The organism is Thalassovita litoralis, assembly GCF_900182725.1.
Lineage (GTDB): Bacteria > Pseudomonadota > Alphaproteobacteria > Rhodobacterales > Rhodobacteraceae > Thalassobius > Thalassobius litoralis.
On sequence record NZ_FXTO01000020.1, the window covers coordinates 22812 to 35497 of the forward strand.

The window sequence follows — 12686 nt, forward strand, 5'->3', positions numbered from 1 at the left end:
GGCTGCAACCATGCTTTGCTCCCTCGCCGTGCCTGCCACGGCGGGGGAACTTTCTTTGCGGTTGCCGATTGATTGCATGCTTGGGGAAACCTGTTTCATCCAGCAATATGTGGATCAGGACACCGGCACCGGCGCGCGGGATTTTACCTGTGCCGGGCTAAGCTATGACAAACACAAAGGCACAGATTTCGCCCTGCCATCATTTCGCGCGATGCAACAGGGGGTGGATGTTCTGGCCTCGGCCCCCGGTACGGTGCGGGGTATGCGTGACGAGATGCCCGATACCGGCTATTCCAAGGACACCGCCGCCGCGATCGAAGGTAAGGATTGCGGCAATGGCGTGGTCATTGACCACGGGGATGGCTGGCAGACCCAATATTGCCACATGAAACGCGGATCAATCCGGGTGCGCAGCGGCCAGAAAGTCGCCGCAGGGGTGGTTCTGGGACAGGTCGGCTATTCCGGGCGCACGCAGTTTCCGCATGTTCACCTGTCCGTCCGTCACGATGGACAGGTCGTGGACCCGTTCGACCCGGATGGGAAAATCACCTGCGGCAGCCCTGATACCGATACCTTATGGCAAACCCCCATCGCCTATGCCCCCGGCGGGATCATCAGCGCCGGGTTCAGCGGGACGCCCCCCACCTATGCCGATATTCGGGCAGGCGACGCAGGCCGTACCACCCTGTCCGCCGACAGCCCCGTTTTGATGTTCTGGGCCTATATGTTCGGATCGCAAGCGGGCGACAGCCTGCGGCTGGAGGTAACTGGCGCGGGCGGCATGAACCTGACCCAAACGATTGCATTGGAAAAACCGCAGGCGCAGTTTTTCCGCAGTTTCGGCAAACGCCGCCCCGATACGGGGTTCGCCCCCGGCACCTATCAGGGGCGCGTGACCTTAATCCGGAACGGGCAGCAAATTGATACGCAAAGCGTACCGCTGACCATCACGCCCTGATCCTTAGCGTTCTGTCAGCTTCAGTTCGATCCGGCGATTTTGGGCGCGGGCTTCGGGCGTGTTGGCGGGGTTCAGGGGTTGATATTCCCCAAACCCATTGGCGCTCAACCGTTGTGGCTGCATTCCCAAGAACTCCACCATATAGCGCACGACGGACAAGGCGCGCGCCTGACTAAGCTCCCAGTTGTCGGCATATTCTGCCCCATAGGACAACGGCACATTATCGGTATGCCCATCCACCTGAATCACCCAGTCGATTTCAGGCGGAATATCCTTGGCGATCCCACCCAAAATATGCGCGACCTTGGCAATTTCCCCCTGCCCCGCAGTCGACAATTCCGCACTGGCGGATTCAAACAGTACCTCGGACGAGAACACGAAACGGTCCCCGACGATTTTCACGCCATCCTGCCCGCGCAGTACATCCCGCATCCGGCCAAAGAAATCGCTTTTGTATTTCTCAAGGTCTTGTTTTTCAGCCTCCAGCGCCTTTTTCTCGGCTTCCAGCCGGATACGCTCGGCCTCTTCCAACTCACGGCGTTTGCGTTCCTCGACAGCGGCCCGCGCCAAGGCGGCGTTCAGATCGGACCCCAGCGTTTCCAACTGCACCCGCGCGACGACATCACGTTCTTTGTAATCGTCCAACAACGCCTGAAGACTGCCCAGTTGCGTCCGCAAGGCGGCGATCTGTTGGTTCAACAAGGCCTGTTGCCGCTGCGCTTCGGTTGAAACGGCTTTTTCACTGCTCAGCGCCTTGTTGGCGGCGGCCAAAAGGGCGGCTTGCCGCTCGGCCTCAGTCATCTGCTGATCTGCGGTCTGTTCGGCAGCCAGCTTCGCCGCCAACGCCTGCGCCAAGGCCTGTTCAGCATCCTTGATCTGACCTTCCAGCTTCATCTTTGCAGCCAATGCCTCGGCCAGACGGGTTTCCAGATCGGTCTTTTGTTGCGCGGCACTGCCTTCGGACGCAGCCAATTTCGCCTCGGCCTCGCTTAGTTTGATCTGCAAATCTTCGATCCGCGCCGCGCCCGCCTTGGTGTCTGCCAAAGCAGCAGCCAGTTGCGCCTGTAGGTCAGACAAACGGCTGGCCGCATCCGATTGCCCGGCCTGCACCGTAGCCAATTGCGTTTCGGTTTCTTGCTTGGCCAGCAATGCCGCCGCCAGCTTGGCGGTCAAATCCTGCCCTGCGGCTTCTGCTGCTGCCAGCAAGGTCAGGGTTTCTTCGGCTTTTTTGCGCTGTGCTTCCAGGGCCAAGGTCATCGCGGTCAGTTCGGTATCCGCGTTTTTCAGCTTCTCACGCAGGGCTTCTGCGGCGGCGGCCTCTGTCAGCTTGTTTATTTCTTCCTGCGACAGCCGGGTTTCCAGATCGGAAATCCGGGCTTCCAAGGCTGCGTTTTGCGTGTCGGCGTTATCATTTTGCGCACGCAAGTCGGCAATCAGCGCCTCTAATGCCTCGCGTTTGGCCGCAGCCAGACGGGCCGCTTCGGCACCTGCATCAATTTCACTTCGCGCCTGCGCCAAAGCCAGTTGAAGCGCCTCGCGGGCGTCGATCAGCTTTTGCTTTTCGCCCTCCAGCGCGGCGACGGTTCCCAATGCAGTGTCCCGTTCAGCCAGAAGCGCGGCCACTTGTGCCTCGAAATCACCAATCTGCCGGGCCTGCGCGTCGCGTTGCTGGGACAAGGATGCAATCAGCGCCGCCTGCTGACGGGCCTGCTCCTGTTCAGCAGCCAAGGTCGCGGTTAGTTCACTGTTACGGTCGCTCAGATCCGCCGTTTTACGCCGCTCCAGCCCCAGCGCATCGGCCAACGCCGCGACCTCTTGGGACAGGGCGTTCAGTTTGCTTTCCTGCCCGGTGATGGTTTCACGCAAAACCGATTGCACCACCATGAAAATGGTCAGCACGAACATCAGCACCAGCAAAAGCCCAGTCATCGCATCCACGAAACCCGGCCAGATCGAGGCCTGAAACCTTTGTCCGGTGCGCCGCGACAGGGCCATGTCAGCTCTCCTCGGACCCGTTGCTAACCCGGCGCCGCCCCACAACCTGCGTCAGGGCAGCAATGTCGGTGCGCAGTTCGGCCATAGTTTCCTGACGGCCTGCGCTGATTTCTTCCAGAATGCGCAGCAATTGCACATCAATCGACCGCAGGCGCATCCGGCTTTCGGCGTCGATACCTTCGCCTTCGCGTTCTGACAGGGCTTCGATCAGGCGCTCCTGCCCTTCGGCCATGCGGATCAGCGCGTCATTCGCCTGCGCGGTCCCGGCCATTCGGTCTGTCAGTCGTTCGATAGACACCGCCAGCGAGGACAGCTTATCATCGACTATCGCCCGGCTGACATCGGATTGGGTGAACATTTCCTGCATGGATTCGATTTGACGGGTCATGTGATCCAGCACCACCGCCACCGGCGATCCATCCCCGGCCCCATCCCCGTCCGAGGCAAACCCAACGCGGGTGATCGTGGACAGCCATTCTTCCAGTTCACGATAGAAACGGTTCTGCCCGTGGCCTGCGAACAGTTCCAGCAGCCCCACCACCAACGATCCCGCCAACCCCAACAGCGACGACCCGAACGCAACGCCCATCCCTGAAAGCTGGGAATCAAGACCGCTCATCAAGCGGCCAAAGACATCGACCCCGGCTTCGCCCTCTTGCGGGGCAAGGCTGCGGATCGTTTCGACCAGCGCGGGAACAGTTGTGGCCAGCCCATAAAATGTTCCCAAAAGACCAAGGAAAATCAGCAAGTTGACAATGTATCGGGTGATTTCCCGCGCCTCATCAATCCGGGTGGCAACCGAATCCAGAATGGACCGCGTCGAAGACGCGCTGATCTGCATCCGCGCCCCGCGCGTCCGCAACAAGGCCGCCAGCGGGGCCAACAGGCGCGGCGCCCGGATACCTGTCAAATCCGCCTCGCCCCCGGCGAAGGCTTCGATCCAGCGCACGGAATTGAACAATTGTGCCACCTGCCAGAAACAGGCCAGCACCCCCACCCCGAAAACGAACATGATAAATCCGTTAAGGTAAGGGTTCGCCTCGAACACGGGCAGAATGCGCGGCAACGCAAGAAAGACGACGAAAGAGGTCAGCCCCAGCACCATGAGCATCAGCATGATCTGACGCACAGGTTGCGAAAATTGCGGCTCTGCCTCGCGGTCTGGCTGCTCCATCCCGGAGTGCTCCTGACACTGTTTTAATTATTCGCAACTTACGGGGTATGGGCTTTTAAGCCAAGGATTTATGCAAGAATCTCACGCACTCGTTCCGTCAACCAGTCCAGTTCGTGATCTCGAATGCCCAACTCGCCCAGATGTGCGGCGGTATTGTACAGATATTCGGTATTTGGCCCCCGCCCGCCAACTGCATGGGCGATGATTTGGGCCTGTTCTTCCAGCGGCAGACCGCCGCAATACTGCACATGATGCGGGTCCACGATATAGGTCAGCGCCGACACCTGCCGCCCATCACGCAACTGCACCTGTTGCACCGTTTCCAGATAGGCCGAGGACACCAGTTCCCGTTCTCGCAAATAGGCTAGAACCGTATCCTGTTCGTGATCGTGGACCGCTAGCGCCACACCGTTGCAGGCCGCCGCGTCGGCAGCATCCAATGCCAGCACCAGACCGGGGTTTTCCTCTGTTCCGCGATGGTGGATAGACCGCATACAAAAGCTGCGGTGAAAGCCCGGCAACCGCGCCAGTTGGCTTTCGGCCACATCAAACCCCGGATTCCATAATAAAGAGCCGTAGCCGAAAACCCACATCGTCATGTTACTGGTCCTTTTCCATGCGCCCCTGTAAACACCAGACCAAGCAAACAGAAAAGGGGTGGCCCGGATGAAACGCCTGTTGATAGCAATCATCGTCATGGCAGCGGCGTGGTCGGGCTATTGGTTTTACGCCACCTACAACGTGAAGCGCGAATTTGCGGAATGGTTTCAGGACCGCCGCGACCGGGGATGGGTGGCCGAATATTCGGATCTGTCCGTTGCGGGATTTCCCAATCGGGTCGATACCACCTTCAGCGATTTGTCACTGGCCGATCCTGAAACGGGCTGGGCATGGGATGCGCCGTTTTTCCAGATCATGACGCTCAGCTACAAGCCCAATCACATTATCGCCGTTTGGCCGAACGAACAGCGACTGGCAACACCGCAAGAAAAGCTGACAATCACCAGCACGCAATTGCAGGCCAGCGTGGTGCTGCAAGCGGGCGAGGCGCTGCCGCTGGATCGCGCCAATCTGGTGGCCGACACGCTGACGCTGGCCACGCAAGACGGACAAGCCACCACGATGACGGCGCTGCGGGCTGCAATCCAATCCCAGCCCGATGACCCAAACAGCTATCGGTTCGCGCTTGAAACCGACGGCTTCGCCCCACCTATGCAATTTCGCGGGCTGATCGGTGCAGCAGACCACCTGCCCCGGACATTTGACGCGCTGCGTGCGCAAGTCACCGTCAGCTTTGATGAACGGTGGGACCGCGCGGCGGTTGAACGCCGCCGCCCACAACCGACACGCATTGACCTGCAACTGGCCGAGGCCAAATGGGGCGATCTGGAACTGATGCTGGCCGGGGCGGCGGATGTGGACGATCTGGGGCGCTTAAACGGATCGCTGACGATCAAGGCCCGGAACTGGCGCGACATCGTAGATATGGCCGTAGCCTCGGGGCAGGTGTCGCGCAAAATGGGCGAACGTCTGACCGATGCGTTTAAATTGTTGTCGCAAATGGCAGGCAATCCCAACACGCTGGACATCCCGTTGGATTTCCGCAAAGGCACGATTTATCTGGGGCCGGTGCCGGTGGGCAAACTGCCCCGGCTGGTCCTGCGCTAACGAAACGAACCTTATCTGCAATAGGTGCCGTTGCGATACCGCGCCGTATCAAAATGAAAATGGTCCTTGTGGTAGCGGTCAGATTTCGGACCCAACACCGTGCCAAACGGACCGCAGGCGGTTTCGTGCATTTCTTTCAGGATGCGGCCCTTGCGTCCGTTGTCCCAATCCTTCAGCACAGTCATTTCGCTACCGTCTTTCAGGATAAAAGCACCAATATCCACGGCGCGCCCTTTGCCATGTTCGGAAATCCGGGCGCCTTTCTTGCTGTTGCGGGTCCGGCAGGAATAGCTGGCAAACAGGCGCATTTCCTGCACCCCGCCGCCACGTCGCCCAATGGCAGGCTTCATGCCCCGGTCCACCCAGGTTTTCAGCGCCTTCGCGGTTGGGCAGTCGATCAATGCACCCCGGCTTAGCCGAACCCCGGAAACCGAGGTCACGCGAACGGCCCGCGCGATACCGCAGCCCTTAATCTTGCCGGGTACGTCCCCAACAACCGCCCCCATGATTGCAGGATCCCCACAAACCGAGCCGGGCTTTGGGTTGGCTAAACTCTGTGTCGCACGGGGTTTCACCCGATCGGCCCGCGCCTGCGGTCGCAGGGAGCGGCGCACTATCACCGTATTTGTCTTAGGCACCTCGGGGCGCACCCCAACCGTATCCGGGGACACCGGGCGAATAACCGATGGCGCGACCTGCCCCCGAGCAACCGGGCGTAAAGAACTGCCGGGCGCATTTGCAAACCCGGCCGAAGCGTCGATCACGGCCCAAAAGGCACATAGGATCAACGCCCCCCGTTTCATTTGGCCGCCTTGCCCCGCCCAAAATCCGGGGCATCGGTGTCCTGCCCCGCATCAATAATGCCACGGCGAATGGCACGGGTCCGGGTGAAGTAATCGAACAACTGATCCCCATCCCCCGTGCGAATAGCCCGCTGCAAGGCGAACAGTTCCTCGGTGAAGCGGCCCAGAATTTCCAGCGTCGCTTCCTTGTTGGTCAGGAACACATCCCGCCACATGGTTGGATCACTGGCGGCGATACGGGTGAAATCCCGGAAACCTGCCGCCGAAAACTTGATCACTTCCTGATCCGTCACGCGGTTCAGGTCATCCGCGACACCCACCATAGTATAGGCAATCAGGTGCGGGATATGGCTGACCACAGCGCAAACCAGATCGTGATGCTGAACCTCCATCCGTTCGCAATTTGCCCCCAAGGCATGCCAGAAATCCTCTAGCCGCCGGGTCGCATCTTCATCTGCACCGTTCGGCACAATCAGACACCAACGATTATCGAAAAGCGAAGCAAAGCCGGAATCCGGCCCGCTGTGTTCCGTCCCTGCCATCGGGTGCGTGGGAACAAAATGCACACCTTCGGGGATATGCGGGCTAACCGCCTCGATCACCGATTTTTTGACCGATCCCACATCGCTGAGCGTGCAGCCCGGTTTCAGATAGGGCGCGATTTCTGTGGCTACCGCCCCCATCGCCCCGACCGGCACACACAACACCACCAGATCGGCATCTTTCACCGCATCAATGGCGCTGTCGTAAACGTGGTCGCACAGCCCCAAACGCCGGGCGGTATCGCGTGTGGCCTGCGACCGGGCATAACCCGTCACCTGCCCCTGAAACCCCGCGCGTTTCAGCGCCCAGAACATAGAGGACGCAATCAGGCCCAGCCCGATCAGCGCCACACGATTGTAGGGGATGCTCACCGCGCGCCCCCTTTGAACTGGCCGATGGCATGGGCCACGCGGCGGCAGGACGGTTCATCCCCCACGGTGATCCGCAAACAATGCGGCAGGCCATAACCGGCCACCTTGCGCACGATAATGCCTTGCGATTTCAGATAGGTATCGCAGTCGTCCGCCTCTTGTGCCGATCCGAACCGGGCCAGAATAAAGTTGGTGCTGGACGGGTCCGACTCTACGCCATGCGCCGCCAAGGCCTCGCCCAACCATGCCCGCAAGCGCGCGTTATCCGCCCGGCATTTATCGGTATAGGCCACATCGCGCACGGCAGCTTCGGCAGCGCCAAGCTGTACGTTGGACAGGTTAAAGGGCTGACGCACCCGGTTCAGCACGTCGATAATCGCACGCGGGGCATAGCCCCAGCCGATCCGCAGCCCGCCCAAACCGTAGATTTTGGAAAAGGTGCGCGTCATGATCACGTTGTCCCGCGCCTGTACCAGCGCCGCCCCGCCATCAAACCCATCCACAAATTCCGCATAGGCGCCATCCAGAACCAGCAACGCCCCTTCGGGCAGGCCAGCGGCCAGACGGGCGCATTCATCTTCGGCCAGCAGGGTGCCGGTGGGGTTGGCCGGGTTGGCGATGAACACGATCCGCGTTTTATCGGTGCAGGCCGCCAGAATGGCATCCACGTCAACCACGCGATCCTTTTCCGGCACCTTGACCGGCGTCGCACCAACCGCATGGGCCAGGATCGGATACATGGAAAACCCATGTTCGGTATAAATCACCTCGTCCCCCGGACCGGCATAGGATTGCGCCACGAATTGCAGCACCTCGTCCGAGCCAACGCCACAAATGATGTTATCGGCCTCTAGTCCGTGAATATCCGCAATCGCAGCCCGCAACCCGGCATGGTCGGTGGGCGGATAGCGATGCAGTTCAAACGACGCCCGGCGCAATGCTTCAATCGCCGCTTGGCTGGGACCATAGGGATTTTCGTTGGAACTTAGCTTCACCACGTCCGAAACACCCTCGACATGGCTGGCACCACCGACATACAGCGCAATCTCCATAATGCCGGGTTGGGGGGTGATCTTGGTCATGGTTTGGTCTCCTTCACCTTCTCCTTACAAAGCCCCCTTGGCCAAGTGAAGGTTGAAACGGTTCATATCGTCTTTTCCTGAAACGTCCCTGCCAACGCGTTGCCAAACTGCCATGACTGGCGTTTTATTCAGGGCATTCCGCTGCCGATTTCCCAAAACAGAAAAACCCGCCGCACGAGGCCTCGTGCGACGGGTTTTCCAAAATTTGAATATTCCGGCGAAGAACCCTTAGTTCTTCGCGTAGAATTCCACGACCAGGTTCGGTTCCATCATCACCGGGTACGGAACATCCGACAGGCCCGGAGTACGCACGAATTTCGCGGTCATTTTGGAATGGTCAGCTTCGATGTAATCAGGCACATCACGCTCGGCCAGTTGCACGGCTTCCAGCAGCGCGGTCATCTGACGCGATTTTTCGCGGACTTCCACAACGTCGCCTTCTTTCACGCGGTAGGACGGAATGTTCACCGGCTTGCCATTCACCAGAACGTGACCGTGGTTCACGAACTGACGTGCAGCGAACACGGTCGGCACGAATTTCGCGCGGTAAACAACGGCGTCCAGGCGGCGCTCCAGCAGACCGATCAGGTTTTCACCAGTATCGCCCTTCACACGCTCGGCTTCGCCATAGATGCGACGGAATTGTTTTTCGGTCAGATCGCCGTAGTAGCCTTTCAGCTTCTGCTTGGCGCGCAGCTGGGTGCCGAAGTCGGACAGTTTGCCCTTGCGGCGCTGGCCGTGCTGGCCGGGGCCGTATTCGCGGCGGTTAACAGGCGACTTGGGGCGGCCCCAGATGTTTTCGCCCATGCGGCGGTCAATTTTGTACTTGGCAGACGTGCGTTTGGTCACGGCTGATCTCCTTCTAAAGGTCGAGGCCCAAAGGCCACTATGAAGGGCGTTGTCCTCTTGGCCGAAGCCATGACAGGCATACCCCTTGCGGGGGCCACCAACACCAATGAAGTCGCGCTTATAGACGAAGCCGGGACAGAGTCAACGCTGTTTCTGCCTGCGCGGATCAGGCCAGTTCATGCGCCAGAATAGCGGCTTCGGGGCGGCTTAGCACCCGGCGAGCATAATCGCCATATTCTGCGGGATCATCCATTACATCAGGGCGGACAGCCGCCAAGCGGCGCCGATCACTGTCTTCCAAGGCATCGAAATGCGCACTGGCGGGGTGGAAGCTTTCGGTTTCAACCCCGTTCGCGCGGATCACATGATGATCTGGCAGCAATATATGGATATAAGACACTTCGCGCAGCCCCATATCCACATTCACGCTATGGCCATTCACCAGATCACGGGCCGCCACCAGCACCTCGGACGTATTGAACAGCGCCCGCGCCGCATCCCCCCGCAACAACAGGCGATGATCGGGGGACACCAGTAATTCCTGATCCGGGCGTTCAACCCCAAACGCCCCGGCGCGGATACGAATAGGACGCAGATAAGGCATTACATATAGACGCGCCCCAGTCATCCGGCGGCGTCCGATCCACTGGATTTCCTGTGCGCCGCTGTCTTGTGTCTGCACCTGATCACCTTCGCGCAGGTCTTCGACCAGACGCACACCATCGGGGGTGTCGATCCGAGTGCCGGGGGTAAAACAGATCACCCCCCGCCGAGTATCATAGACTTCGCCGCCATCATCAGGCCGCAGCGCGGTATGAACCACCCACAATTCGCGGTCTTGTGGCGGCGATTCCCCCACGAACATTGCCAGCGGTGCGCCGCCTGCCCCCGCCTCGATCACCGTGACAGTATAAGAGCGTTGCCCATCAGTGACGATGAAATACATATCGCGCAAAGGACGAGCCGCAATCGGCGCATCCTTGCCCTTATCCGACATCGCCAAACCCACCAGCCGCGACACCATGCGCGCCGCGCTTCGGCGGAGGGTGTCCTCGCCGTTCGCATTCTCCAGACGCAACAGATCGTTCCGGCCATCGACGCGCAGCGCCTTTCCGTGCCAGCCCCACAAGGCGCCAACTGCCATCTGCCCCGGCAGCGCGGCCCGCAAGCCATCTAGTTCTGTTTGCGACCAAGAAATGACGAACGTGCCGTGATAGCCCGTTCCCATTACCTGTATGCCTGCCATTTTTATGTTTTATTACATGCAGAATATCAGATGATTTCTGCATTGCATAGCCTAACAAGCTGCCAGAAACCCTAAAATTCAGGGCAGTTTCAATCAGTTGCCGCAGAGTCACCCCGAATGTTCGCCCCGCTGCGGCCGATCAGTTGGCGATAAAGCTCGGGATCGGTATCGCCTTCGGTGCCGAACAGCATCACGCGCGACTGGCCATCCAGCCCCAGCAATTCCCTAGCCTGCGGGTCACTTAACCCCGCCCGCAGCCCCGCCAACCCGGCCACGGCTGATTCCCCGGCCACAACCGGCGTATCGCCCCCGGTCGGCAAAGCCAGATCCCGCATCGCCTGCACCGCCGCTGCATCGGTAACAGTCATCACCGCATCGCCGTGATCGCGTAAAATCTCCCATGCCAGCGCAGAAATCTCGCCGCAGGCCAGCCCGGCCATCAACGTATCCAAATCGCCATGTACCGCCGTGGGTTTCCCCGCCCGGATGCTTTCCAGCCAACAGGCGGATTGATCCGGGTCCACCAGCACGATCCGGGGCCGTGATGCCCCCCAGCGCCGCTTGGCCTGTGCGGCGACCGCTGCCGCCATACCACCCACCCCGGTTTGCAGGAAAATATGGGTCGGGGGCAGGTCAACCGCATCAAACGCTTCAGCGGCCATAACCTCGTACCCCTGCATCACATCGCGCGGCACATCCATGTAACCGGGATAAGACGTATCCGAGACAACAAACCAGCCTTCGCGCGTCGCCACATCCTGCGCCTCGCGCACGCTGTCATCGTAGTTACCCGCGCAGCGGCGTACCTCGGCCCCGTATGCCTCGATCGCGGATTTACGCCCCTCGGACACCCCTGCATGGATAAAGATCACACAGTTGCAGCCAAAACTTTGCGCACCCCATGCAACGGACCGCCCATGATTGCCATCGGTCGCACAACAGACTGTAATTTTCGCGGCCTCTTCGGGATGGGCAATCGCGGTGATTTCCTCCATCCCGACCGCCCGGCCCAGTGCGGCGCCAATCTTTGCCTGCAACAGACGCGCCACCGCATAGGCCCCGCCCAGCGCTTTGAAACTGCCCAGACCAAAGCGCCCGCCTTCGTCTTTGTAATACAGGCCCGCGACACCCAATTGCCCAGCCAAATCCGGCAACACAACCAAGGGCGTTTCCGCATACCCCGGCCAGCCGCCAATCGTCGCCCGTGCAGCAGACAGCCCTGCATCGCTAAGGATGGCGTTTTGCGCATCCGTCCACGCCGCCCCGACAGCGGCCTGTTCGTTCACGCACAGGGCAAAGGCCGCCTCGGTTCCTGCCTTACGCTCGATACACTGCGCCATCTTGCCTACCCCGCGTGATTTCAGATGCTTCTGCGGAGTCCGCTCGGAAAACCGCCTATGATCGAACAGACCACAGCCCTACGGCCATGAACAAGCCCTAATGCCCATCCCGGTCCCGCAGATCACTTGCGACAATCACATTTGCCAAACCGGAACAGAATTACCGCCCGGTATCACGCTCCAACGCGTCCAGTTCGTTCAGCAAATCCAGCAACGCGTTCAGCTTGTCCGGGCCAAAGCTTTCGCGCAGCCACGCATTCAGCCGCTGGCTTTCCTGCATGTTATCCACGATCACCTGACGCCCTTCGTCCGTGATGGACACCAATTGTTTGCGCCGGTCTGTCGGGTGCGGGGCGCGGCTGATCAGCCCCTTGCCTTCCAGCGTTTGCAATATCCGCGTCAGGGATGGCAGCAGCAAACAGGACCGTTCCGCGATTTCCGTGGGGTCCAGCGTGCCGCGTTCGTTCAGCACCCGCAACACGCGCCACTGCTGTTCGGTCACGCCCACATCCGCCAACATCGCTCGGATCGGTCCCATCACCTTTTCACGGGCGCGCAACAGCGCGATAGGCAGCGACCGATTCGTTTCAGGCGGGGGCGTAGTCTTGGCATCCATGCCCCTTCTTTGCCCGTGTTTTTTGCAACTGACAATATGGG

At 60.0% G+C, this 12686-nt stretch carries 12 protein-coding genes; 2 read left to right on the top strand and 10 right to left on the bottom strand.

All coding sequences use genetic code 11. The features are described 5' to 3' along the window. Nucleotides 1–10: 10 nt before the first annotated feature. Nucleotides 11–958, top strand: a complete 948-nt coding sequence (locus tag FN828_RS13890; protein ID WP_235891491.1) for a M23 family metallopeptidase — start codon at nucleotides 11–13, stop codon at nucleotides 956–958. Between the two features lie 3 nt (nucleotides 959–961). Here FN828_RS13890 and FN828_RS13895 read toward each other — a convergent pair whose 3' ends face one another. The 3 genes from FN828_RS13895 to FN828_RS13905 all read right to left on the bottom strand — a co-directional run bounded on the left by FN828_RS13895 (nucleotide 962) and on the right by FN828_RS13905 (nucleotide 4726). Further along, nucleotides 962–2953, bottom strand: coding sequence for a peptidoglycan -binding protein (locus FN828_RS13895; RefSeq protein ID WP_142494077.1), 1992 nt, complete (start codon nucleotides 2951–2953; stop codon nucleotides 962–964). 1 nt (nucleotide 2954) lies between these two features. After that, nucleotides 2955–4127 carry a biopolymer transporter ExbB gene (locus tag FN828_RS13900; protein WP_142494078.1) on the bottom strand — a complete coding sequence of 391 codons (1173 nt, stop codon included), beginning with the start codon at nucleotides 4125–4127 and terminating at the stop codon, nucleotides 2955–2957. Nucleotides 4128–4195: 68 nt separating this feature from the next. Further along, nucleotides 4196–4726, bottom strand: coding sequence for a gamma-glutamylcyclotransferase (locus tag FN828_RS13905; protein ID WP_142494079.1), 531 nt, complete (start codon nucleotides 4724–4726; stop codon nucleotides 4196–4198). A 67-nt stretch (nucleotides 4727–4793) separates the two neighbouring features. On the opposite strand from FN828_RS13905, the gene FN828_RS13910 reads away from it, so the two are divergent. Further along, nucleotides 4794–5795, top strand: a complete 1002-nt coding sequence (locus tag FN828_RS13910) for a DUF2125 domain-containing protein (RefSeq protein WP_142494080.1) — start codon at nucleotides 4794–4796, stop codon at nucleotides 5793–5795. 11 nt (nucleotides 5796–5806) lie between these two features. On the opposite strand, the gene FN828_RS13915 is transcribed toward FN828_RS13910, so the two are convergent. From FN828_RS13915 to hpaR, 7 genes are all read right to left on the bottom strand, one after another. After that, complete coding sequence (locus tag FN828_RS13915; protein WP_142494081.1) at nucleotides 5807–6598, bottom strand: extensin-like domain-containing protein; 792 nt, start codon at nucleotides 6596–6598, stop codon at nucleotides 5807–5809. Further along, nucleotides 6595–7506 carry a prephenate/arogenate dehydrogenase family protein gene (locus FN828_RS13920; protein WP_142494110.1) on the bottom strand — a complete coding sequence of 304 codons (912 nt, stop codon included), beginning with the start codon at nucleotides 7504–7506 and terminating at the stop codon, nucleotides 6595–6597. The genes FN828_RS13915 and FN828_RS13920 overlap by 4 nt, the downstream gene beginning before the upstream one ends. Nucleotides 7507–7508: 2 nt before the next feature. Next, on the bottom strand, nucleotides 7509–8594 hold the full coding sequence (gene hisC, locus FN828_RS13925; RefSeq protein WP_142494082.1) for a histidinol-phosphate transaminase: 1086 nt from the start codon (nucleotides 8592–8594) through the stop codon (nucleotides 7509–7511). A gap of 228 nt (nucleotides 8595–8822) precedes the next feature. Next, nucleotides 8823–9443, bottom strand: a complete 621-nt coding sequence (gene rpsD / locus FN828_RS13930; RefSeq protein ID WP_142494083.1) for a 30S ribosomal protein S4 — start codon at nucleotides 9441–9443, stop codon at nucleotides 8823–8825. 166 nt (nucleotides 9444–9609) lie between these two features. Beyond that, nucleotides 9610–10671: a Hint domain-containing protein gene (locus FN828_RS13935; RefSeq protein WP_142494111.1), complete on the bottom strand. Its 1062-nt coding sequence runs from the start codon at nucleotides 10669–10671 to the stop codon at nucleotides 9610–9612. 107 nt (nucleotides 10672–10778) lie between these two features. Continuing rightward, on the bottom strand, nucleotides 10779–12029 hold the full coding sequence (locus tag FN828_RS13940) for a diaminopropionate ammonia-lyase (protein ID WP_142494084.1): 1251 nt from the start codon (nucleotides 12027–12029) through the stop codon (nucleotides 10779–10781). 160 nt (nucleotides 12030–12189) lie between these two features. Beyond that, the gene (hpaR, locus tag FN828_RS13945) at nucleotides 12190–12645 is read right to left on the bottom strand and encodes a homoprotocatechuate degradation operon regulator HpaR (protein ID WP_142494085.1); all 456 of its coding nucleotides are present in this window, start codon (nucleotides 12643–12645) and stop codon (nucleotides 12190–12192) included. Nucleotides 12646–12686 lie beyond the last annotated feature (41 nt).